Source organism: Pseudovibrio sp. Ad13 (assembly GCF_001623225.1).
GTDB lineage: Bacteria > Pseudomonadota > Alphaproteobacteria > Rhizobiales > Stappiaceae > Pseudovibrio.
In genome coordinates, this window is record NZ_LMCC01000010.1 from 82,498 (window position 1) to 106,322 (window position 23,825).

Annotated in this window: 20 protein-coding genes; 10 read left to right on the forward strand and 10 right to left on the reverse strand. The window is 51.9% G+C overall.

Features of this window, described 5'->3' with window-relative positions:
• Positions 1–51: 51 nt before the first annotated feature.
• From PsAD13_RS12075 to PsAD13_RS12090, 4 genes are all read left to right on the forward strand, one after another.
• Positions 52–1,638, forward strand: coding sequence for a peptide ABC transporter substrate-binding protein (locus tag PsAD13_RS12075; protein WP_063318326.1), 1,587 nt, complete (start codon positions 52–54; stop codon positions 1,636–1,638).
• Positions 1,639–1,742: 104 nt separating this feature from the next.
• The gene (gene oppB / locus PsAD13_RS12080; protein WP_057462785.1) at positions 1,743–2,666 is read left to right on the forward strand and encodes an oligopeptide ABC transporter permease OppB; all 924 of its coding nucleotides are present in this window, start codon (positions 1,743–1,745) and stop codon (positions 2,664–2,666) included.
• Positions 2,667–2,678: 12 nt separating this feature from the next.
• Complete coding sequence (locus PsAD13_RS12085) at positions 2,679–3,806, forward strand: ABC transporter permease subunit (protein ID WP_057462784.1); 1,128 nt, start codon at positions 2,679–2,681, stop codon at positions 3,804–3,806.
• Positions 3,807–3,815: 9 nt separating this feature from the next.
• Positions 3,816–5,426: an ABC transporter ATP-binding protein gene (locus PsAD13_RS12090; RefSeq protein ID WP_057462783.1), complete on the forward strand. Its 1,611-nt coding sequence runs from the start codon at positions 3,816–3,818 to the stop codon at positions 5,424–5,426.
• Positions 5,427–5,538: 112 nt separating this feature from the next.
• On the opposite strand, the gene PsAD13_RS12095 is transcribed toward PsAD13_RS12090, so the two are convergent.
• On the reverse strand, positions 5,539–5,991 hold the full coding sequence (locus tag PsAD13_RS12095; protein WP_063305181.1) for a DUF2000 domain-containing protein: 453 nt from the start codon (positions 5,989–5,991) through the stop codon (positions 5,539–5,541).
• Positions 5,992–6,128: 137 nt separating this feature from the next.
• Between PsAD13_RS12095 and PsAD13_RS12100 the strand changes: the two genes are divergently transcribed.
• Positions 6,129–6,623, forward strand: a complete 495-nt coding sequence (locus PsAD13_RS12100) for an Lrp/AsnC family transcriptional regulator (protein ID WP_057462781.1) — start codon at positions 6,129–6,131, stop codon at positions 6,621–6,623.
• A 47-nt stretch (positions 6,624–6,670) separates the two neighbouring features.
• Here the strand turns inward: PsAD13_RS12100 and PsAD13_RS12105 are convergent, their stop codons facing one another.
• A complete protein-coding gene (locus PsAD13_RS12105; protein ID WP_063299187.1) occupies positions 6,671–7,738 on the reverse strand; it encodes a dipeptidase in 1,068 nt (355 codons plus the stop codon).
• 196 nt (positions 7,739–7,934) lie between these two features.
• Here PsAD13_RS12105 and PsAD13_RS12110 point away from each other — a divergent pair, with 196 nt between their 5' ends.
• Positions 7,935–8,249: a cupin domain-containing protein gene (locus tag PsAD13_RS12110; protein WP_063318327.1), complete on the forward strand. Its 315-nt coding sequence runs from the start codon at positions 7,935–7,937 to the stop codon at positions 8,247–8,249.
• A 58-nt stretch (positions 8,250–8,307) separates the two neighbouring features.
• On the opposite strand, the gene PsAD13_RS12115 is transcribed toward PsAD13_RS12110, so the two are convergent.
• Complete coding sequence (locus tag PsAD13_RS12115; RefSeq protein WP_063305179.1) at positions 8,308–8,952, reverse strand: hemolysin III family protein; 645 nt, start codon at positions 8,950–8,952, stop codon at positions 8,308–8,310.
• Between the two features lie 463 nt (positions 8,953–9,415).
• Between PsAD13_RS12115 and PsAD13_RS12120 the strand changes: the two genes are divergently transcribed.
• Positions 9,416–10,882, forward strand: coding sequence for an ATP-binding protein (locus PsAD13_RS12120; RefSeq protein ID WP_057462776.1), 1,467 nt, complete (start codon positions 9,416–9,418; stop codon positions 10,880–10,882).
• A gap of 8 nt (positions 10,883–10,890) precedes the next feature.
• Here the strand turns inward: PsAD13_RS12120 and PsAD13_RS12125 are convergent, their stop codons facing one another.
• Both PsAD13_RS12125 and PsAD13_RS12130 read right to left on the reverse strand, forming a co-directional pair.
• Positions 10,891–11,754, reverse strand: coding sequence for a hypothetical protein (locus PsAD13_RS12125; RefSeq protein ID WP_063318328.1), 864 nt, complete (start codon positions 11,752–11,754; stop codon positions 10,891–10,893).
• A 224-nt stretch (positions 11,755–11,978) separates the two neighbouring features.
• Complete coding sequence (locus tag PsAD13_RS12130; RefSeq protein ID WP_063318329.1) at positions 11,979–12,869, reverse strand: DMT family transporter; 891 nt, start codon at positions 12,867–12,869, stop codon at positions 11,979–11,981.
• A 382-nt stretch (positions 12,870–13,251) separates the two neighbouring features.
• On the opposite strand from PsAD13_RS12130, the gene PsAD13_RS12135 reads away from it, so the two are divergent.
• Positions 13,252–15,435 carry a malate synthase G gene (locus tag PsAD13_RS12135; RefSeq protein WP_063318330.1) on the forward strand — a complete coding sequence of 728 codons (2,184 nt, stop codon included), beginning with the start codon at positions 13,252–13,254 and terminating at the stop codon, positions 15,433–15,435.
• 71 nt (positions 15,436–15,506) lie between these two features.
• On the opposite strand, the gene PsAD13_RS12140 is transcribed toward PsAD13_RS12135, so the two are convergent.
• From PsAD13_RS12140 to PsAD13_RS12155, 4 genes are all read right to left on the reverse strand, one after another.
• Positions 15,507–16,169 carry a DUF1906 domain-containing protein gene (locus PsAD13_RS12140; protein ID WP_063318331.1) on the reverse strand — a complete coding sequence of 221 codons (663 nt, stop codon included), beginning with the start codon at positions 16,167–16,169 and terminating at the stop codon, positions 15,507–15,509.
• 133 nt (positions 16,170–16,302) lie between these two features.
• Positions 16,303–16,971: a DUF1906 domain-containing protein gene (locus tag PsAD13_RS12145; RefSeq protein WP_063318332.1), complete on the reverse strand. Its 669-nt coding sequence runs from the start codon at positions 16,969–16,971 to the stop codon at positions 16,303–16,305.
• 112 nt (positions 16,972–17,083) lie between these two features.
• A complete protein-coding gene (locus PsAD13_RS12150; protein ID WP_063305173.1) occupies positions 17,084–18,532 on the reverse strand; it encodes an ATP-binding protein in 1,449 nt (482 codons plus the stop codon).
• Positions 18,529–19,257 carry a response regulator gene (locus PsAD13_RS12155; RefSeq protein ID WP_057462770.1) on the reverse strand — a complete coding sequence of 243 codons (729 nt, stop codon included), beginning with the start codon at positions 19,255–19,257 and terminating at the stop codon, positions 18,529–18,531. The genes PsAD13_RS12150 and PsAD13_RS12155 overlap by 4 nt, the downstream gene beginning before the upstream one ends.
• Before the next feature lie 274 nt (positions 19,258–19,531).
• Between PsAD13_RS12155 and PsAD13_RS12160 the strand changes: the two genes are divergently transcribed.
• Complete coding sequence (locus PsAD13_RS12160) at positions 19,532–20,542, forward strand: EF-hand domain-containing protein (RefSeq protein ID WP_063305172.1); 1,011 nt, start codon at positions 19,532–19,534, stop codon at positions 20,540–20,542.
• Between the two features lie 76 nt (positions 20,543–20,618).
• Here the strand turns inward: PsAD13_RS12160 and PsAD13_RS12165 are convergent, their stop codons facing one another.
• On the reverse strand, positions 20,619–22,205 hold the full coding sequence (locus tag PsAD13_RS12165) for a SulP family inorganic anion transporter (protein WP_063318333.1): 1,587 nt from the start codon (positions 22,203–22,205) through the stop codon (positions 20,619–20,621).
• A gap of 372 nt (positions 22,206–22,577) precedes the next feature.
• Here PsAD13_RS12165 and PsAD13_RS12170 point away from each other — a divergent pair, with 372 nt between their 5' ends.
• On the forward strand, positions 22,578–23,393 hold the full coding sequence (locus PsAD13_RS12170; RefSeq protein ID WP_063318334.1) for a nucleotidyltransferase domain-containing protein: 816 nt from the start codon (positions 22,578–22,580) through the stop codon (positions 23,391–23,393).
• Positions 23,394–23,825 lie beyond the last annotated feature (432 nt).

Below are 23,825 nucleotides of genomic sequence, written 5' to 3' on the forward strand. Positions count from 1 at the left end.
TGCCAGTCTCCAAATCTGGCGGAATGTAACTTGAGGAGAGGGGAGATCTGCATGATCAAGTCCATTCGTATGTCAGCGCTAGCTGCAGCCCTTATTGCTGCTACTTCGCTATCTGCCGCGGCTGAAACCGTATACAACCGTGGTAATTCCGCTGACCCAGAAACACTTGACCAGCATAAGACATCTACAACTTATGAAGCTCACATCCTGCGTGATCTTTATGAGGGTCTTGTTGCTTACAACGCGAAGGGTGAAATCATCCCCGGCGCGGCCGCAAGCTGGACTGTTTCTGACGATGGTCTGACATACACATTCAAGATGCGCGACGACGCAAAGTGGTCAAATGGCGATCCGGTTCTGGCTGGTGACTTCGTTTATTCCCTGCGCCGCATCATGAACCCAATGACAGGTGCGAAATACGCAAACGTTCTCTACCCTATCCTGAATTCTGAAGCCGTTAACAAAGGCGACATGGAAGGTGAGAAGCTCGGCGTTAAAGCAATTGATGACAAGACCCTTGAAATCAAGCTGCATGCTCCAACTCCTTACTTCATCCAGCTTCTTGCGCACCAGTCCGGTCTTCCGGTACACCCTGCATCCGTTGAAAAGTTCGGTACTGACTTTGTAAAGCCAGCTAACATCGTAACCAACGGCGCATTTGTACTGTCCAGCTTCGTACCAAACGATGCTGTGACCGCAGTTAAGAACCCATACTTCCATGACGCAGCAAACGTTGCTCTGGATTCAGTTAAGTTCTACCCGACTGAAGACCGTGGTGCAGCTCTTCGCCGCTTCCAAGCTGGCGAACTGGACACCAACAATGATGCTCCATTGGAGCAGATTGACTTCATTCGTGGCACTTTGGGCAATCAGTTTAAAGTCGCGCCATATCTCGGCAACTACTACTACGCGCTGAACCATGAATCTGAAGCTATGAAAGACCCTGATATTCGTCAGGCTCTGTCCATGGCGATCGACCGTGAATTCCTTGCCGAAGACATTTGGGGCGGCACCATGGTTGCTGCATACTCCCTCGTGCCTCCTGGAATCGACAACTACGGCGAACCAGCTTACGCTCCTTGGGCAGAAACTGACCTGCTCGATCGTGAGGAAGAAGCTAAGAAGATTCTTGAAGCTAAAGGTTACAACCAGAGCAACCCTCTGAAGGTTGAAATCCGTTACAACACCTCTGAGAACCACAAGAACACTGCTGTTGCAATTGCAGACATGTGGAAGCCTCTTGGCGTTGAAGTGTCCATGTTGAACACTGACACCAAGACCCACTACGCACACCTGCGTGACCGTGGTGATTTCGATGTTGCTCGTGCAGGCTGGATCGGTGACTACTCCGACCCGCAGAACTTCCTGTTCATGACTGAAAGCGACAACACAGGCTTCAACTACGCTCGCTATGAAAACCCTGAGTACGATGCACTCATGGATGAAGCAGCTGTAACTGTTGACCTAGAAAAGCGTGCAGCGATCCTGAAGAAAGCAGAAACGATCTTCATGCGTGATCTGCCATTCCTGCCTTTGATGTACTACGGCTCCAAAAACCTCGTTTCTGATAAGGTTTCCGGTTTCGAAACCAACCTGTTGGACGTGCATCCAAGCCGCTTCGTCAAGATTAACAAGTAATCTTTAACGCGACAGAAAATGCCAGTCATGCAGGATAGCTCATGGCTGGCATTTTTGTGAACTATCGGTAAAAAAAACGATAAACAACTGGAGAAGCAAGGCCCATGTTACGCTATGTCCTGAGCAGATTGCTCAGCGCGATACCGACCTTGTTCTTGATCATTACGATTTCCTTCTTCCTTATGCGCGTAGCGCCAGGTGGTCCGTTCGATCTGGAACGTCCATTGGAAGCAAAGGTTATGGAGAATCTGAACAAGATCTACAATTTGGACAAATCTCTTTGGGAGCAGTACCTCATTTATCTCAAGAGCGTATTGTCCGGTGATTTTGGTCCAAGTTTCTTCTTCCGAGATTTCTCGATCAATGAACTTTTCGCCCAAAGTCTTCCAATCTCCATGCAGCTCGGTCTTTCTGCACTGGCTCTTGCCCTGGCTGTTGGTGGGTTTTTGGGGGTTATCGCAGCGCTGCGCCAGAATAAAGGCGTCGACTACTCTGTGATGGCCGTTGCGACACTCGGGGTGACCATCCCGAACTTTGTTGTGGCTCCAATTCTGACACTCATACTGGGTGTGCATTTTGGTTGGCTCCCTGTCGGGGGCTGGGGCGGTGGCGCCTTCGTCAACATGGTTCTGCCTGTCGTAACGCTGGCTCTTCCGCAGATTGCAGTTGTTGCCCGTTTGACCCGTGGTTCAATGATTGAAGCACTGCGTTCCAACCATGTCCGCACAGCACGCGCTTATGGCCTGTCTGGATACACCGTCGTTGTCATTCACGCTCTGCGTGGTGCCATCCTGCCGGTTGTGTCCTACCTCGGCCCTGCAGCTGCTGCATTGCTGACCGGTTCCGTTGTTATCGAAACCATCTTCGGTATCCCGGGTATTGGCCGCTACTTCGTACAAGGCGCTCTGAACCGTGACTACACACTCGTAATGGGTACTGTCGTAGTCGTCGCTTGTTTCGTCATTATCTTCAACCTCATCGTGGATCTGCTCTATGCAATGCTTGATCCTCGTGTGCGTTTTGACTGAGGACTCGAATTTATGAGTGTTACCTCCGACCAGCTGAAAGAAGCCCCGAAAATGGGCCGCTCGCTGTGGGATGACGCCCGTGATCGTCTTCTCGCAAACAAAGCAGCAGTGACCTCTCTGATCGTGCTGGCAGTGATCACACTGCTGTCCGTCGTCGGGCCAATGCTGACGCCGCACCCATACGATCAAGTTTATCGCGATTACGTGAAGCAGCCTGCGAGCCTGGAAGCTTATCCGAAGCAGGATGAGATCCAGCCAGCCTTTGCAAAAATTGCAAAGCGTGCTCGTATGACCGTCGACAGCTACGAGCTGAACGATGGCAAGGTGACTGCAACAGTAACATCCCGTCGTAAACTGGATGAGCGTTATGCGCGTTACTTCGATCGTTCTGATCTGTTTGAGAGTGCTGCAATCAGCAACATTTCTTCAGATAAAAAGAGCGCGACTGTAACTGCTGACATTCAGTACATGCACTTCTACTTCGGTACGGATGCAAACGGCCGTGACATGCTCACCCGTACACTGATTGCAGGTCGTGTTTCCTTGACCATCGGTCTGCTGGCAACCTTCGTTGCAATCAGCATCGGTGTGTTCTGGGGAGCTGCCTCCGGTTACTTCGGTGGCAGGGTCGATCTGGTGATGATGCGTGTTGTAGATATCCTCTACTCACTGCCATTCATCTTCTTCGTGATCATGCTTGTTGTGTTCTTTGGCCGTAACTTCGTCCTGATGTTTATTGCCGTGGGCGCCGTGGAATGGCTGGATATGGCGCGTATTGTGCGTGGTCAGACCTTGTCCATCAAACGCCAGGAATACGTACAGGCTGCGGAAGCTATGGGTGTTGAAGGTGGCGGTATTCTGAAGCGTCACATCATTCCAAACACCCTTGGTCCGGTTGTGATCTACATGACCCTGCTGGTACCAAAAGTGATCCTGTTGGAAAGCTTCCTGTCCTTCTTAGGCCTTGGTGTTCAGGAGCCAATGACCTCTTGGGGTGTGTTGATCTCCGAAGGTGCGCGTAACCTGCAAGGTGCAGCATGGATGCTGGTGTTCCCGGCAATCTTCCTCACCTCCACATTGTTCGCGCTGAACTTCATCGGCGACGGTCTGCGCGATGCGCTGGACCCTAAGGATCGATAAGAGGACAGAATGAGCAAGATTAACGAAAACACTGTTCTTGAGATCGACACTCTTAAAGTTGATTTCGAAACCAACACCGGCATGGTTCACGCAGTAAAAGGCGTGAACATCCATGTGGACTCCGGCGAGACTGTTGCGATTGTAGGCGAGTCTGGCTCTGGTAAATCCCAGACCATGATGGCAGCCATGGGGCTTCTGGCAGGCAACGGCATCACCCATGGTGAAGTCCGTTACCGCGGCACGAACATCCTTGGGTCTTCCATTCGTCAGCTCAACAAGATCCGTGGTGCGAAAGTGACCATGATTTTCCAGGAGCCGATGACTTCTCTGGATCCGCTCTACTCCATTGAGCGGCAGCTCTGTGAGCCAATGGTTGAGCACGGCGAATACACCTGGGCAACAGCGAAAAAGCGCGCTGTAGAGCTTCTGGAACTCGTGGGTATTCCTGAGCCTGCACGTAAAGTGAAGGCGTTCCCCTATGAGATGTCTGGCGGTCAGCGCCAGCGTGTCATGATCGCGATGGCGCTCGCAAACGATCCGGATATCCTGATCGCGGATGAGCCAACCACTGCGTTGGACGTGACCACTCAGGCTCAGATTCTTGAGCTGATGGCAGATCTTCAAAAACGCCTCGGCATGGCCGTTGTGTTCATCACCCACGATCTGGGTATCGTTGAGCGCATCTCCGACCGTGTGTATGTGATGAAGTCCGGTGAAGTTGTTGAAGAGGGCAACACCAAAGAAATCTTTGGTAATCCTCAGCACGACTACACCAAGATGCTGCTGGATGCAGAGCCAACCGGTTCTAAAGCCGTTGTGCCTGATAGCAACCCGATTGTTCTGGATGCAAAGGACGTGCGCGTTGAGTTTGAAACCGAAACTGGTTTCCTCAAACCAAACCACGTACTGCGCGCTGTAAACGACATTTCCATGGAAGTGCGTGAAGGCCAGACACTCGGCATCGTAGGCGAGTCCGGTTCTGGTAAATCCACTCTGGGCCGTGCTGTGCTTCAGCTTCTGCCAACAGCAGGTGGCCGTGTTGTTTACCTCGGAAACGACATCACCGGTGCAGCCAAAAAGAAGATGCAGCCGCTTCGTAAAGAAATGCAGCTCATCTTCCAGGATCCGTTCGGGTCTCTGTCCCCGCGTATGACCGTGGGCCAGATCATCACCGAAGGTCTGTTGGTGCATGAGCCTCAGCTTTCAGCCAAGGAACGTGATCTGCGGGCTATCCAGGCGCTTGAAGAAGTGTCCATGGACCCGGCCATGCGTAACCGCTACCCACACGAGTTCTCTGGTGGACAGCGTCAGCGTATCGCGATTGCACGCACCATGATCCTCAATCCAAAGCTTGTTGTGCTGGATGAGCCAACCTCCGCGTTGGACCGTACCGTGCAAAAGCAGGTGGTTGAGCTTCTACGCAACCTGCAAAAAGAGCATGGCCTGACCTATCTCTTCATCTCTCACGATCTGGCCGTGGTTCGCGCCATGTCCGATACTGTGATGGTGATGCAGAAAGGCGAAGTGGTTGAAAAGGGACTGGCAGAAGAAATCTTCTCCAACCCGAAAGAAGACTACACCAAAGAACTGCTCGAAGCTGCTGCCTTGAAGCCAGCTTGAAGCTAAGCGATCAAAGCTTTTAAAATTGAAAACCCCGGTGCAACGCGCCGGGGTTTTTGCATGAGGCGTGAGAGGTTCACTGTCAAAGTACACAGCATCGTTTGCACTCAAACTATCTTAACAGCTTGAGCGCTCCCACAAGTGAGCGCACCAGTTTGCTTGGACCACAAATCCCTATCCCTTCTATCTTCTCTGTTTTCAGAGCCTGCTTGGGCACCAGCGCGTCATACTCAGCGAAAGAATGGATTGATCTGGCAAAGGCGGGAAAAACAACCAGAGTAATTTCGTCAAGGTGTGCGGAGGACTTCGTCAGTAAGTTCTGCATTTGATCGACATTGGCCTGCAGGATAGGGACAGGACGATCCGCACTGCACTTGAAGGATACACCCTCACGGTCCGTTAAAGTTACTCCGGCCAGCCCGGCGTTTTCTGTTCCAATCCCAATTGATATGGCTCCGACCGTATTTGCGAGCAGACCCGCAGGTAAATCCGGGTCCGCTACAATAGCAAGCCGCAAATCCTGTTCACCTCGAAGTGGTTGTTTCTTGATTTGATTAGTAAGCATCCTTGTCTCCTTTATGGGGACAATATCTGGACGCAGAAGAGAAAGTTGATCTATCTTACCCTAGAATGAGCTATATATAGGTAGGTGCTACCTGAAAATAGCCAAAGTTAGGTATGCTCTACCAATGGGAGTGCAAAATGTCTCTTGAAAGTAGCGGGCAACAAAAGAAAGCTGTTCAACTGGATGCCGCAGATAGGAAAATCCTTCAGGTTTTGCAGAAGGAGGGACGCCTTTCAAATACTGAGCTTGCCGAAAAGGTGGGTATGTCCACCTCGCCATGCTGGCGGCGCGTCAGACGGTTAGAGCAGGAAGGGGTGATCAGTAATTACGCCGCTCGTCTGGATCGAAAAACTCTGGGCCTTGGTGTGTTCGTTGTCGTGATGATCCAGATTGACGCGCACAATGCAGAACAGGCCGTGGAGTTTGAAAAGGCTGTGCTGAAGCTTGAGCAGGTCATTGCCTGCTACTCAGTCGGAGGGGGAGTTGATTTCGTGCTGCAAGTGGTTTGCGAAGATCTTGATGCGTATGCCGAATTCTCAATGAACATCCTACGGCGCCTTCCCGGCATTAAAGCTATGGAAAGCAACTTTGTGCTCAAGGAGCTAAAGCCGCTCACGGGCTGGCCTGTTTGACTGACATGCCAACCCATTTTTCACATCTTCGCGGAAGGGAAGGGGAATTAAATCCCCGCTCGCTCCAAAACGCTGATCCAGTTCTTATGCGCGATCTTGGCGATCAGGTCCTCACCAAAGTCTGCTTTGCGGAAGGCTTCGATCAGGTTTGGCAAACCAGCCACATCCTTGATGTCGTTGGCAACCAGACAGCCATCATAGTCTGACCCAAGCGCAACACCATCTTCACCCAGTTTGTTGATCAGATAGTCCGCATGGCGCAAGATAACGTCTAAAGGCATGTCAGAGTTCAGCTGACCATCAGGACGCAGGAAGAAGACCGCAAAGTTGATACCCACCAGTCCTTTGGATTCAGCAATCGCATCAAGTTGCTTATCTGTCAGGTTCCGGCTCATCGGACAGATCTTGAACACGTTGGAATGGCTCGCCACGATCGGCTTGTCGGTGATCTTGGCCAGATCCCAAAAGCCTTTCTCATTCAAGTGAGACACGTCCAGCTGGATCTTACGGTGATTACACTGGCGCACCAACTCTTTACCAACATCAGTAAGACCCGGACCAATGTCTGGGCTATGCTCAAACTCCATCGGCACGCCATATCCGAAGATAGTTTCACGGCTCCAAACAGGACCGATAGAGCGCAAACCGCGATTATACAGCAGCTCTAGCGCTTCAAAGTCCTTATCGATGCATTCGGCGCCTTCAACATGCAGCATCATCGCCAGTTGCTCAGCCGCCATTGCCTCCTTGATTGCAGCAGTTGAACGGCAGATCTTCACCTCACCATTCCCCTTGGCTTCAAGGTCCTCTGCAATATCAAGAAGCTTCAGAGTATAATCCAGCGCCTCCTGTTGCGGCACGCCTTTGAAGTGTTCGGGACTTTTGAAGTCAACCTCTTTACCTTCTTTCGGCTTTGCTCTGACAGAAGGGGTAAACATGGCAAACAGACCACCAGCAAAACCGCCTTTGCGGGCGCGTGGAAGATCGATGTGATCGTGACCAGCCTCCTCAAAAAAACTGCGTTCCTTGGGAGTATTCGACCGACGCTCCAACGAGAGCAGCGTATCGTTATGGCCGTCAAAAACCGGAACCAGGTTGGAAGCAGTATCTGTCATGAAGAACTCCGAAAATGAAAAATGCTATGAGAAAAACCAAATGTGAAAAGCAAAAGGGATCTACGCAAAGCCCACGGCCATTGGCACAAAGCTAGGTCACATTGGCGGAATTTGAAACTACACTGTTAAATATTAAACCCTTAAAATCAATAGGATCAGCCGATATTTCTGGATGGTTTTACGAGGGAACAGCGCAATGGCGACAGTGATCAGAAGCTCTGACTTTACGGCAGACAAAGCCTGGGGTGCACAGCAGATTGCCAACATGAATGGCATTACCACACGGCTGCATTGGACGGATCAACCCTACAAGTGGCATGTGAATGAGGGGGAGGAAGTGTTTGTCGTACTGTCTGGATGCGTCGAGATGAAGTATCGCCAAAACGGTAAGGAACTCATCGCTCTATTGAACACAGGCGATATTTTCTATGCTTCAATCGGCACTGAACATATTGCACAGCCTCATGGTGAGGCGCGTGTGCTGGTCGTTGAGACTGAGGGCAGTGTCTGATACCAGGCGATTTGGGGAAGGGGACTGCTGTCCCCATCCTCGGTCTTGAGCGAGTGGGTCAGGCCAAGCCGGGCAAGGCCACATCTACCATGATCATCGCGAAATGACAGACCGCTGCTGACAACACAAAACCGTGCCAGATCGCGTTTTGGAATGGCAGGTTCTTCCAGATGTAAAACAGGGTGCCAACCGTATAGAGGCCACCGCCGGTGGCAAGCAGCGTGAAGCCTGCCAGGGATAACTCATTGTAAATAGGAACGATTGCAAAGAAACTCACCCAGCCCATCGCCAGATAAATAGGCACAGCCAGCTTATCCATAGAAGTAATGTGCAAGATCTTGATGGCCGCACCTGCCACCGCACAAATCCAGATCCCAACGAGCATGGAAATCCCAAGCCACCCGCCAAGAACCATCAGGCATAGGGGAGTGTAGGTACCGGCAATAAGGAAATAGATTGCAGAATGGTCCAGACGGCGCAGGATGCCAATCTTGTTATCTTTCTGCAAAATATTGTAGGTCGCAGAGCAGACAAGCATGGCCAACAGCGTACCCGCATATATGTAGATGCTGATTTGCCGGGCGTAATCATCCGCTGCCCACAAGACCATAACAAAGGCTGTTGTCGCAGCAGCTCCAAACGCAATGCCCACAACGTGGATGACGCCGTCAACCACTCGTTCTGCGTAGGTTTCTTCCCTCATCCGCGGACAATCCCCCAATTAATCCAATATATACCCTCTTCCATAATGCAGGTCCAAGCTCGTAAACTCAACTGTAACTAAGTTGCAATCTGGTCATTTACTGGGCAATTCTCAATTCTGAAGGTCATGCCCTTGGAAATCGGGCATATCCAATTGCCAGTCTCGCCCAGATGTGGCATTGCCTCTCTCGGCTTCCCAAAAGAAGCTGCTCTGATTTGAAGGACCCTTTGGGCTCTGTGGGAAAGAACGCGAAAGCGAAACAGCTGCTTTGCAATTTTCCCTAGAATCGGAGATTTTTGCGCTGACTTCCCAAGCAGCAGTCGATGCCATTTTCGGGTTTGTAGGCGTTGGTTCTTGCCAGCGTCAAAATCTGAGAAGCGAACCGCAGCGCACTTTAAAAAACGTTTATTGCCGATACCCGGTCAATCACCTGCCTCTTGCGAGGCGCAACAAGAGATTTTGAATGACGGTCAGCATCGAAATGGGTGTCAAACCTAATGGCACCTCCTCTGTTGTCGATCTTGAAGAATTGCTTGCAACGCGACTACTCGTGCAGGGAAACTCCGGCTCGGGCAAATCGCACCTGCTACGCCGCCTGATGGAGCAAAGCGCACCATGGGTGCAACAGGTGGTGATTGACCCGGAAGGCGACTTTGTCTCGCTGGCAGATGAGTTTGGGCATGTGGTGATTGAGGCGACCATGAATGATCGCGAACTCACCATGATCGCCGCCCGCGTGCGCCAGCACCGCATTTCCGTCATTCTTAACCTAGAACATCTGGAACCGGACAAGCAGCTCAAAGCCGCTGCCGCCTTCCTGAACGGCCTGTTCGATTCTGACCGCCAGTACTGGTATCCGGTTTTGGTTGTCGTGGATGAAGCTCAGCTGTTTGCCCCTTCCGCATCTGGTGATTACGGCGAAGAAGCTCGCCGTCTTTCCCTGATGGCCATGACCAACCTCATGTGTCGTGGTCGTAAGCGTGGTCTGGCAGGCATCATCGCAACCCAGCGTCTGGCAAAGCTTGCCAAGAACGTGGCTGCGGAAGCCTCCAACTTCCTGATGGGCCGTACCTTCCTCGATATTGACATGGCCCGCGCCTCCGACTTGCTCGGCATGGACCGGCGTCAGGCAGAACAGTTCCGTAACCTTGAACGCGGACAGTTCATCTCCCTCGGCCCGGCAATGACCCGCCGACCCCAAAAGGTGGTCATTGGCGAGGTTGTCACGGGCAGCCGAGGCGGCTCGCCAAAGCTGATGCCAATGCCGAACCAGCCAGTTGAAACAGCGGCTGAACTGATCTTCACAGCAACGGACAATGATCCGGTGTTACACAACAACCGCGTGGCGGCGCCTTCTGCAAAAGACGTTATGCTGCAGCTGTCACAAACAGCTGCCAGCAACATGCAGGCACAGCATAAGGAAGTTGTTGAAGCCGAGCCGGAGGACCTCTTCAATCTGGAAGAGAAGAACCAGCAGTATCAGGAGATCATCGCCAAGATCCTTGAAGACCCTGAAGCTGCCTTCGCACCGGTCTCACAGCTCTATCAGGATTTTCAAGTCCGCTGCCGCATTGATCGGTTGAAGTCTCAGGATCTTGCCAAGTTCCGTAAGTTTCTTTCTGTGGCCCGTGCTGGTGTCGATAAAAAAGAAGTCGAAGAAGGCGATTGGCAGCAAGCAGAAGTGATTGCCGGACAGCTGCCAGAAGAAATGCGCGGCGTCTATCTTCTGCTGGCCAAAGCTGCCTTTGCAGATGAGCCGTGCCCGGCAGATCTGGACATTGCAAAAGCGTATGGTACCCGCTCACCGGGCAGAGCCCGTTGGCTGCTCACCCATATGGAAGAGCAGGGCTTCATCATCTGTGCCAGTGATCTGCGTGGAAACCGTATCGTGACCCTGCCGGACATCGGCAAGCAAACCGCAACCAAATAAGCCACAGGTCAGCGGCCATCCGGCAAGGAATGGCCGCCAGCAGGCCCATCAACTTCATCAAAGAAGGTTGTCTCGGTGCTTCGCGAGCAGGTGGAGCACAAATGCGGTTTGGATGGCAGAACATACTTCAGGCAGCACGCTTTGCGCCGCGGGGCATACTCCGTCAACCCCTCCTGCTGACGCTGACGCCAGACAATCCCGCCATTGATCTTCTTCCCAAGGCTCGCAAGATAGGCACGCATCAGGCTCGCCACATCTGATGGTTTTGCACCATGACGTCGCAAGACAAGAAACGGCGATATGATGGAAACAGCCACGGTGGAATAAAACACCGAAGGCGCCACTTTCCGCCGCCCAAGCTCCCGGTGGAAGACCTGAATGATTTCCTCAAAGCAAATGGAAAGCGCGAACAGCTCCGCAGGACCCTGATCCGGATTAAGCTCGAAATCCTCTTCCGAAAGGCGAGGGTCAAAGAATATCTCCACCCAGGGGGCCTTGCCATGCAGGACAAACCGCAGTTCATCAATGCGGGGTGCACGGCCACTCAGCAGGTAACTGACCGAAATCCGGTTGAGCAGGATCTGGCAAATTGTCTTCAGGGCAAGACTTGCTGCAATCTTTGTCGTCGGTGCGCCGCGATCTTCCTTGATGTAGTCGATCATGCGCTTTGCAACCAGACCGAAGTTGCTGTCAAAACCGGAAAATTCCCGCAGCTCTGCAGCCACCACGTGCGGTGCGGGCGCGGTGATTGCCCGCGCAGCAACCAGCTCACCACCTTCAGGTAGAGCAGCCTTAATGAGGCCTGCAAAACGTGCGGGAATGCCCGCTGTTTCGAAAGTGGGAATATCTGAGGGCGATAGACCGGTGGACACTGCCTGCAAAACCTCTGGATCTACGACTGCGCATATCCGGAAAGTGGAATTGGATTTCCGAAATGGATACGCTGAAACTTATAGTTACGAGGCGCGCATGTTTGGCTGACAGTTGGCTGAACACGACACAACAACACTTTCGCGTTACTTAGCACAAAAACAAAGTCTACTGAAATGGTAGACTTTGAAGTCTGTGAGTAATGCACCTGTCTGTTGCAAAAGGATCAGGCTTTCGCCTTGTTGGCCCGCTTCTCCCAGGCAAATTTTTCTGCAATCCAGATGCCACCCAGCACCAGCGCCAGAGCAGCGCCGTGATAAAACGCAAACAGTTCCCCAAGCAGCACAATTGCCATCACCGATGCAAACACCGGAACCAGATTGACAAAAACACCAGCCCGGTTAGGACCAATCAGTTCCACCCCGCGCATATAAAAAATTTGGGCAAGGAACGATGGGCAAAGAGAGATGTATAAAATAACCAACCAGCCTTGCAGAGAAGGCCAGACCAACGTCTCCTGACTGTACTCAACCGCCAGCATCGGTAGTGACACAAGCGACGCCACAAAGGCCATCACCGCAAAAAAGGCGAGTGCAGGGACCTTGGGGCGGTTTCTCAAAGCCAGCGTGTATCCAGCATAAAACACTGCTGCAACAAGCATCAGCGCATCACCCGGGTTGATGTGCAAGTTGAGCAGAACCTGAAGGCTGCCCTGACTGGCCACAACAAAAACCCCAAGCAACGTCAGCAAAATGCCGATGAACTGGATAAGCGTCACCCTTGCGCCAAACAGAAAGTAAGCCCCAATCACGACGATCATCGGAATGGAGCCCTGCAAGATGCCCATGTTCACCGCCGTGGTGTTGTGAGCTGCCAGATAAAACAGGCCATTGAAGCCGGAGAATCCGAACGCGGCCATCAAAGCGATGCTGATCAGGTGAGGGCGGATGTCCTCCCAGGAGGCGACAAGATCCCGCCAGGCAATCAGGCTCATGAGCGCAGCCACAATCCCCCACCGCAAGAACACGATCACCATAGGCGAAACATGCCCCACAGCCAGCTGGCTCGCCACGGCGTTGCCGCTCCACATGAGTGTGGTTAACACCAAAAGCAGCATAGGCCTGCTGTACAGCGGGGCGAGAAAAGGCATGTAAAAAGTCCGTCGGTGAGCGGGCAGGAGGCACCGCTGAAAAAGAGCTGTCACCCTTCACCGTCCCCCAATCAAATGCAAGGTGAATTTCCGCAAGGGCTGTAGAGGTTTCATCAAGTATGCCGTTTTGCTTGGCATGCCGTCTTGAAATGCACGCAAATCCACCCAAAATCAAAGCATTAGACCGCGTGACCAAAGCTTGCCATTCAATCACCTGTGTTTTGAAAGAGCCGGAAACGAATTGATGCATTGAAACTTGAGATTGAATTTGCAAGGGTTTGGTTTGAAAAACTCAGCGGCAGGAAGTGACGGCATATCCTGCTAAAAAATGACAATACGAGGGGGACCCATGTCGCAAAGAGTAAGTGTTGCATCACTACAGGTTTCACCGGAGCTCCATAACTTCATCGAAAACGAAGCGCTTCCGGGAACCGGAGTGTCATCCGAACAGTTCTGGGAGGGCTTTTCGCAGATCATCAAGGATCTGACACCGAAGAACCGCGAGCTGCTTCAAATCCGTGAAGACATCCAGACCAAGATCGACGACTGGCACAAAGCCAATCCCGGCACCATTGATCTTGAGAGCTACAAGGCATTCCTCAAAGAGCTTGGCTACCTCCTGCCAGAAGGGGACAGCTTTGAAGTTGAGACGGACAACGTAGATCCAGAAATCGCAGAGATCGCTGGCCCTCAGCTCGTCGTACCAGTCATGAATGCGCGCTACGCCCTAAATGCTGCCAATGCGCGCTGGGGCTCCCTGTATGATGCGCTCTACGGAACCGATGCTATGGGGACCACCCCACAAGCAGGCGGATACGATGAGAAGCGCGGCGCAGAAGTGATCGCCTACGCACGCAAAAAACTGGATGAAGCTCTGCCTCTGGATGAAGGCAGTTGGGCTGATGTCAAAGAATTTGCCATTATGGGCGGCTCTCTAGCGCTGACCCTTGAAAACGAAGAGATGGCTGGCCTTCAGGACCCTCTCGGATTTGTTGGCTATGCGGGCGAAAAGGACGCGCCAACCTCTATCCTGCTGCAGAAAAACGGCCTGCACTTTGATGTTCTGTTTGACAGCACCAGCCCGATTGGCGCTGCGGACAAAGCTGACATCAGCGACATCATTTTGGAATCTGCCATCTCCACCATCATGGACTGCGAAGACTCTGTTGCTGCCGTGGATGGGGAAGACAAAGCACTGGCCTACCGCAACTGGCTGGGCCTGATGAATGGTGATCTGAAGGAAGAAGTCGCCAAGGGTGGCAAAACCTTCACCCGTACTTTGAATGCAGACCGCCACTATACGGATGCACAGGGCGATGCACTGGCTCTGAAAGGGCGCTCCCTGATGCTGGTGCGCAACGTCGGACACCTGATGACCAATCCGGCAATCCTTGATCAGGATGGCAATGAAGTCTTCGAAGGCATCATGGATGCCATGGTGACAGCCCTTTGTGCAGTGCATGACATTGGCCTGCGCAAAGGTGCAACAGCCCGCAACATGAACTCTGTGTCTGGTTCGGTTTATATCGTGAAGCCAAAGATGCATGGCCCGGAAGAAGTCACCTTCGCAAACGAGCTGTTTGGCCGTGTTGAAGATGTTCTGGAATTGCCGCGCAACACCTTGAAAATGGGCATCATGGATGAGGAACGCCGCACCACGGTCAACCTCAAAGAGTGCATTCGTGCAGCCAAAGCCCGTGTCTGCTTCATCAACACCGGCTTCCTTGATCGCACTGGTGATGAAATCCATACCTCCATGGAAGCTGGCCCGATGATCCGCAAGGCGGACATGAAGCAAGCAGCATGGATCAACGCTTATGAGAACCACAACGTGGATACCGGACTTGCCTGCGGTCTGAGAGAGCATGCACAAATCGGTAAAGGCATGTGGGCCATGCCGGATCTTATGCACGCTATGCTGGAGCAGAAGATTGGGCATCCAAAAGCGGGTGCCAACACCGCTTGGGTTCCATCTCCAACCGCAGCAACTTTGCATGCCATGCATTACCATCAGGTCTGTGTGCCAGCCGTTCAGGAAGAACTGGCAAGCCGCGAGCCAGCCAAGCTGGATGACATCCTGTCCATTCCGGTTGCGACCAATCCAAACTGGACACCGGAAGACATCAGGTCAGAAGTTGAAAACAACGCACAAGGCATCCTTGGTTACGTTGTCCGCTGGGTAGAACATGGCACAGGTTGTTCCAAGGTGCTGGACATTCATAATGTGGCATTGATGGAAGACCGCGCCACCTGCCGCATCTCTTCTCAGCACATCGCCAACTGGCTGCATCACAGTGTCTGCTCAAAAGAACAGGTGATGGAGATCATGAAGCGTATGGCCGCTGTGGTGGATGAACAGAACGCAGGCGATCCGGCCTACCACAACATGGCACCAGACTTCGACAACTCCGTCGCCTTTCAAGCCGCTTGCGATCTGGTGTTCAAGGGCCGCGTCCAGCCGAGCGGTTACACCGAACCAGTGCTGCACAAACGCCGTTTGGAAGCAAAAGCCAAATTCGGCGTTTCTGCTTAAAAAAATAAAACCCTGCGCAGTCCCAAACGATTGCGCAGGGTTTGCTTGATTGGCACTTCATGAGCCAGAATTCAGCTGACATCCTTCGGTGTAAGATGCGTAAATCCGCCAAAATCGCCGTTTGTCAGATTGAGCGTATCACTATCAAACTCAGTTCCTGAAATTTTCACAGCCGGTCCTTGCAGGATGTTCCATTTTCTGGAATCACGGAACTTTTTGTAGTCGCGGAAACCTTGTGACTGGCTCAGCCAAGTCAGGTCAACTAGCCCGTCTTGCAAGGCATTGGCAGCAACCAATCCATTTCCATAGACGCCAATCTTGTAAGGGTTTCCAGCCTTTTCAAAGACTGACTGGATTTCCTTGAAGTAGGGCGTGATGTAGTGCACGTAGTCGTAATAGGACGCGTCATAGTCAACGGCAAAGTAGATGCCAGAGCCTTTGGGCTGCCTGATTACATCCTGTGCCAGATGCAGCGCCTGTTGAGCCTGCTGTGTTCCTGCAGCACTCGTAAAGGAGGATGGCTTGTCATTGCTGTCCTCATAAACAGTGATGATGGAAAGGCCCGCAGCAATTAGCTGCTGGGCCTCAGTCGGCTGCAATTGCTTCCACTTGGAAAAAGAGTAGTAACGCCCAACGGCCTTATACCCTTTTTTGGCGATCGCACTCGCCAGCACTTCCACACCTTCAGCTGTATCAACGGCAGGTTCGGTCTTGATGCCTTTATCGTCAGTCATTGCTTCTCTGCTTCTTATTGTTATGCAGAGTGATGACGAACATGAGAGAAAAGCCGTGAGAGCCTACCAGTTCCAATGGTTAGCGAAGTTATACGCTGGGTTTGGAAGGATGAACCAATGGAAGGTTTATCCCTCATTTGGAGCAGGAGGGAGGTGCAAAGCTTCCAAAGCCACCATAAGAGCCTCGGTTCAGATTGAGTGTGTCCTGATCGTACTGAGTGCCGGCAATTGTCACGTAAGGACCCTGAAGAATGTTCCAGTCACCAGATTGTTTATATTCCTGATAGTCATAGTAACCGGTTGACTGAGAAAGCCATGTCAGGTTGGCAAGACCATCACCTTTGGCACAGGAACAGACGAGACCATTGCCATAAATGCCCACATGGTAGGGATAGCCAAAGGAAGCAAAAACATCGTTGATCGCTCTCAGATAAGGCCTGATGTAATGGGTGTAGTCATAGCTTGATGCATCATAATCGACAGCAAAATAGATGCCGGTTTGCCTTGGCTGATGGATGACGGCATCTGCTTGATAAAGTGCTCGTAACGCCTGTTGAATTCCAATTTCGGGTGAGAAAAAGGACGGAGCATTATTGCTGTCTTCATAAACCACAAAGATGTTCAGGTCTGCTGCGAAGAGCTCTGAAGCTTCTGCTTTGGTCAACTGTTTCCAGCTGTACTGGGAGTAATAACGTCCCACGGCTTTGTAGCCATCTTGGGTAAGTGTTTCGGCGGAGTTACCGGCATTTGATGCTGTATCAAGTGCTGGCAGCAAGAGTTTAGGGGAGGTTGGGTCTGTCATTTGCTCTGCTTTTTGTTGTTATGCAGAGCAGTGACGAAGCGGAGAGCAACGACGTGAGTGAAGGCGTTCTGCTAGGGTAACAGAAGCCTTAATCTCTCGCGCCTGTTGGATGTTAAAGCGGCAGTCTCACAATTGCGACAAGGCCGTTTTCCTCGCCATTCTCAAGGCGGATTGTACCGCCTTGCGCATGAATGATGCTGCGTGTGATCGCAAGGCCCAAACCGATGCCACCTGTTTCTTCATTTCTGGATTCTTCCAGGCGAACAAACGGCTCAAACACATCTTCAAGGCGGTTCTGCGGGATGCCCGGACCTTTGTCTGCAATACGAACTTCTGCATGAGCCTCGTCAACTCGGAACGAAACCTCAGCCTGCTCGCCATAACGGATCGCATTGCCAATCAGGTTCTGGAAAGCACGTTTAAGAGACATCGGACGACACTTCAGCACAACACGGTTGTGTGCCTCAACGCTCACATGATTGCCCATGTCCTCCTGATCATTGGCGATGCTCTCCAGCAAACCGCCAAGGTCGACAGAACGCAACTCTTCCTGCTTTGAATCTTCACGGGTAAAGGCAAGCGTTTCCTCCACCATGGCCTGCATTTCATCCAGCGTGGCGATCATGCGCTCCCGGTCTTCATCATCATCAATAAACTCGGCACGAATACGTAGCGAGGTGATCGGGGTACGCAAATCATGGCTGATCGCCGCCAGCATACGGGTACGGTCAGAAATAAACCGAGTCAATCGCTCCTGCATCTGGTTGAACGAGCGCGTCACAGCCTGCACTTCGGCAGGTCCAGCTTCTTTCAGCGGCTTCACATCGGCACCACGGCCAAGATCATTGGCAGCCGCTTCCAGCGTTCGAAGTGGCTTTGTCAGGCGGTACACAGAGACCCAGATGATCAAAATGGTCAGCAAGGCCATAATGACGATCGGCAGCAATATCGGTACAAACGAGGGCTTCGGAAGCCGGAAGTTGCTCTCGATGTTCAACCACTGGCCGTTCTTCAGCTCAATGGCAGCAAAGAGCTGGACGCCCTTGAGAGAAAACCAGCGGTATTTTTTGAAATAATCATCGCGGCGGTCATGCATCGCCTGCATGGAACCATGAGAAGATCGCTCACGTCCTTCTGGAGGCGGAGAGGATCGCTCACGCCACTTCTCTTCTTGAAAACGCTCATTGTAGATAACGGCAACACGGGCTTGTCGGTCATGATCCAGCTTGCGCTTCAGGTAGTCAGCAAGCCGAGCCTCCATGCTTTCATCACCACCGGTTTCGGCGACGACCGGAGTGTCTCCAATCGAAAAGCGCGTGCGTGTGTTAGAGACCGTACGCAAAACCTGCTTCTGCAAGCGCGGCGGCGTGGCTTCCAGCAGCTTCACCACATTGGCAGTGCGCCACAAGGCATTGTCGCGGGCAAGATTGGCAAGCGCAACCTGACGCTCTCGCCCAAGCAGAACAAAGCTGACGACCTGCGAAAAGATAAGCGCAGCCAGCAGCAGCAAGATGAGCTGGGGGGCAAGACGGCGGGGGATCAGGTATCTGAGAAACTTCATTGGGTGACTTCTTTGACTTCACCGGTAAAGGTGTAACCGCCCCCCCAGACAGTTTTGATCAACTCCGGATTTTTGGGATCAATCTCGATTTTCCGGCGCAAGCGGGAAACCTGATTGTCGATAGACCGGTCAAACACTCCCAGTGACCGACCAGAGGTCAGATCTAGCAGTTGCTCGCGTGACAGCACCACACGGGGCCGCTTCAAAAACGCCAGCAGCAACTGAAACTCACCGGAGGACAGAGGCACGCTCACATCTTCCGGATCAATCAGTTCTCGCCGTGCAGTATCCAGAACCCAGCCGTTAAACGCCAGTTTTTCTGTATCGATGGGGTCACGTTCCCGCGGAACACTGGTGGCACGGCGCAGCACAGCGCGGATGCGAGCCAGCAGCTCACGCGGATTGAAGGGCTTGGTCACATAATCATCTGCACCAATCTCTAGGCCCACAACGCGGTCTGTATCTTCAGCCATCGCTGTCAGCAGGATCACAGGGGCCTGATTGGTCTCCACCAGATGCCGGCAGAGTGACAAACCGTCTTCACCCGGCATCATGATGTCCAGCACAACAAGATCAATGGAGGAGTTTCTCAGAGTCTTACGTGCAGCAGCTGCACTTTCTGCCACGGTCGTACGCATATTATTCTTCGTCAGATACCGGGCAAGGCTTTCCCGGATATCCCGATGATCATCGACGATAAGAATATGTGCTGTACTCTGAGACATGCATCCTCGCTGTGAGTCTCGTCTCCCATTACCTGTGAAAGACCATATAGTATTCGATGCCTAACTTATGCCGTATTCCCGGGGCCTGCGAAAGGTTCTCAGGACCCAAAAATGTATCAAACTGTCCCAACCCGATATTCTGGCAAATACTGTGACAAAACAGCGTGTTTTCTGGTGTAGTTTTGCGACAGTTCGCGCCTACCTTCTGTTTATCGAAGCACACTCACACAAACCTTCCCCTCGTTTTAGGCTTTGATTTTTAGGAGAACACGACATGATGAATTTCAAAACGATTATGGCTGGCTCTGTAGCTGCATTGATTGCTGGTACCGCTCTGTCTCCTGCCATGGCTGCTCCAGGTTTTGGCGGAAGCTTTGGTAAGAAGATGTCTTCCCAGTTTTTTACAAATTTTGACGCAAACAAGGACGGCTCAGTCACCACTGCTGAGATTGAAGCAAAACGCAAAGCAGACTTTGCAAAAGCAGACACAGCTGGTGACGGCGCAATCACTCTGGAAGAATGGAAAGTCTTTGCAGCAGATCGTTCATCCGAGCGCAGCAAGGACCGTTCAGTCCGCATCTTCCAGCGCTTTGACAGCAACGGTGATGGTCAGGTGACCCGCGAAGAGTTCCTTGATCAGGCAGAACGCATGACAGCGCGCATGGACAAGATGAAAAAGCGCATGGGCGACCGTATGGCCAAGATGCAGGACGGCAAGGGCGGCAAAGGCAGCTGGGGCGACGGCCCACGTGATGGCAAACAAGGCAAGGACGGCTGGCAGAAAGGCCCTCGCGACGGTAAGCAAGCCGACGGCAAACAAGGCAAAGGTGGCTGGGGTGATGGCCCTCGCGATCAGGGCATGATGAGCTTTGGCAAGCATGGCGGCAAAGGCATGCGCGGCGAAATGATGGGCGCAATGTTCGCCAAGGTTGATCTGGACAAGAACGGCCAGATCTCCAAGGATGAACTGAGCAAACTCGCTGACCAGCTCTTCGCAAATGGCCCGGTTGATCTGGCTGGTTTCAGAACCATCGCAGCTGAATTCAAAGAGCCAATGTACGTTCGTTCCTTCCAGCGTCTGGATGCTAACGGCGACCTGAAAGTCACACAGGAAGAGTTCTTTGCACCAACTGCTCAGATGATGAAACGCATGGACCGGAACAATGACGGCGTCATCACCTCCGCAGACTTCACGAAGATGAAGAAAGACTGGCGCAAAGGCCAGAAGGACCGCAAAGGTGGCCACGGTCATGGTTACAGCAAGGGACAAGGCCAGCGCGGATAAGCCAAACCGCTTGAGCGAATAAAAAAGGCGGAGCCATCGTGCTCCGCCTTTTCTGTATCAGCTTAGGAAACCTGCATCAGCTTGTGGCTGGCTTGGTCTCTTGCATCTCTGCATCATAATCAACTGCAATGCCGTAATGCGGATCTTCCAGAACAGCGACCTCAACCATGCTGCCAGCTTTGTGCAGCAGGTCTTTACAATCCGGAGATAAGTGACGCAGATGCAAGGTCTTGCCAACCTGCTCATAGCGCGTTGCCAGTGCATCAATTGCCTGCAAACCGGAATGGTCCACCACGCGGGAATTGATGAAGTCAACAATCACATCATCCGGGTCAGACTGAGGATCAAAGATCTCTTGGAAACCAGCAGCAGAGCCAAAGAACAGCGGGCCTTCAAGCTTGTAGATTTTCTGGCCTTCAGAGTTGGTTGTTGTGTGTGCATCAATACGTTTGGATGCGTTCCATGCATAAGCAAGCGCAGAAACAATCACGCCAACCACAACAGCAACAGCAAGGTCAGAATACACAGTCACACCAGTCACCAGCGCAATAACAATCGCATCAGTCCGTGGAATCTTGTGCAGGATCTTGAAGGTGTTCCACGCAAAGGTACCAATCACCACCATGAACATCACACCAACCAAAGCTGCCAGCGGGATCTGCTCAATCAGTGAAGACGCAAACAGAATGAAGCTCAGCAAAAACAGCGCTGCAGCAATACCTGCAAGGCGTGTCCGGCCACCGGATTTCACGTTGATCATGGACTGACCAATCATCGCACAACCACCCATGCCGCCGAAGAAGCCAGTCACAACGTTTGCAGCACCCTGAGCAAGACACTCTTTGGAAGCGCCACCGCGTGTATCTGTCATTTCAGAAACAAGGTTCAGCGTCAAAAGGCTTTCAATCAGGCCGATCGCAGCAAGAATGATGGAGTATGGCAGGATGATCTGCAGCGTCTCAAGGTTCAGTGGAACCATAGGGATGTGGAATTCAGGCAGGCCACCAGAAATCGGAGCCAGATCACCAACGGTCTGAACGTTAAGCCCAAGACCAATCACGATCACAGAAACAACAACAATAGCTGCAAGCGGAGCAGGAATAGCGTTGGTCAGCTTTGGCAGATACCAGATCACAGCCATGGTCACTGCAACAAGACCAAGCATCAACGTCAGGTCCATACCTGCAAGCCAGCTTGCTGTGCCAGTCACTTCATCAACGGTCTGGAACTGGCCCATTTGCGCAAGAAAGATCACGATCGCAAGGCCGTTCACAAATCCAAGCATAACCGGGTGCGGCACCATGCGGATGAACTTACCCCAGCGCATAACGCCGAAGATCAGCTGAAGGATGCCCATCAGCACAACGGTCGCAAACAGGTATTCCACGCCGTAGGTCACCACGAGTGAGACCATAACAACGGCAAGCGCGCCGGTTGCACCAGAGATCATGCCCGGACGACCACCGAAAACAGCAGTAATAATGCCGACGATGAAGGCCGCGTACAAACCAACAAGTGGTTCAACCTGAGCAACAAATGCGAATGCAACAGCTTCTGGAACCAGAGCAAGAGCAACGGTTAGCCCGGAGAGGAGCTCAACCTTAATAGTATTGGCTGTAAAGCCAGTCTTTTCGGGCGCGTGCGCCTTCGAGGACGAATGCAAGTAGCACCTCCAATGGGATTCTTGGTACTGTTTTAAAGTAGTGGGCAAATCCTAGGCACGCACTGTGAAGTCCGTGTGAAACCAAGAGGTTTCCTGCTCAAGGACAAGAGCTATTCAGCCAGGACACCGCTAAAATTTGAGCGGTTTTTGTCTCCCTTTTGACGCGCTTATACGGGAATATCGTCAAAAACACCATCCCCCCAACGCATAATAGCCATGCACGGCGTACGGGGAGGGATGCCTGGTGGATGTCACGACCAATGTGGCCCCTGGATTTTATCTAATGGAAAAAGTGTTGGCACACGATCTATGAGTGGGGCTTCTGTTTCCCTGAAAACGTGATATGCCTCTGCCATTGCAAGGAATTTTCAGATGACAGTTTTAACACCATTCAAACCAAGTATTTCAGAGAGCATGCGCACCAGAATTTTGGAGCAACTGTATAAGATTGAGGCCGACAACGATGTAACGATCCTCTTTGCTATTGAAAGCGGTAGCCGTGCCTGGGGCTTTCCTTCGCCGGATAGCGACTATGATGTGCGGTTCGTCTATACGCACAAACTGGATTGGTATCTTTCTTTAGAAGCTGGCAGAGACGTAATTGAGTTGCCGATCGACGATGAATTGGACATCAGCGGTTGGGAAATTCGTAAAGCCTTGAACTTGATGCTTAAATCCAATCCGGTGCTGCTCGAATGGCTTCACAGCCCTATAAGGTACATTTGGCGTGATGACATCTGCCAGAAGCTGATGACACTCGCAGCTGAGGCGTCAAATACCACACCTGCAATGCATCATTATTTAAATATGGGAATGCGTGATTTAGCAGTCATTCAGGCAAGCCAGAGCCGCCTTAATCTGAAAAAATTCTTTTACACGTTAAGGCCAGCGCTTGCTTTGCAATGGATGAAGCAGGTGCCGGGAGTCGTCCCTCCTATGAACCTTCAACAGCTCGTAAATGGCCTTTCTCTTCCTGATGCTGCGATAAAAGAGATAGAGGAACTGATCGTAGCAAAGAGTGACTTAAAAGAAAAAGTGGCTGCAACGGAGATACCTGAACTGGAAACTCTGTCCGCATTGATTGCAGATACGTTTGAATGGGCTCAAACAGTAGAGAAGCCTCGTCACTTTCCTGATACTCATCGTGCCGTAGAAGCTTTCTTTCGGAACTCGATCAAAGCTGATTAGCCCTCAAAGTAGAAGCTCAAAAATAATACCATTGGGGACATTAAGCTGTCGAATGTAACAGGCTGCTGAAATGAATTTTCTTGTGCGTTTTTCGTTGTGTAGCAGCACAGCTTGATAACTAATATTTTTGAACTTCTGTTTATACGCATCCGTCCGGGAAGACAGTGTGGGATAAGGTTTGCTCGCCCCCTCGGTGTCATCCCGGGCGAAGCGCAGCGTAGACCCGGGACCCATACTCCCAGTATGAGAGGTGGGTTGAAGGTCTTCATGAGAAAGCAAGGCAAGCGGATATGGATCCCGGACGAGATGTTTGTCCTGGAGAGATGGTTGACGTTTGTTCGGGGACATGGGTGACGGTTATGTTATTATGTTAAGTCGATTTTTGCGACTGTGTTTGCGGCGAAACATACGTTGAAGATCTCAGGTTTGTCT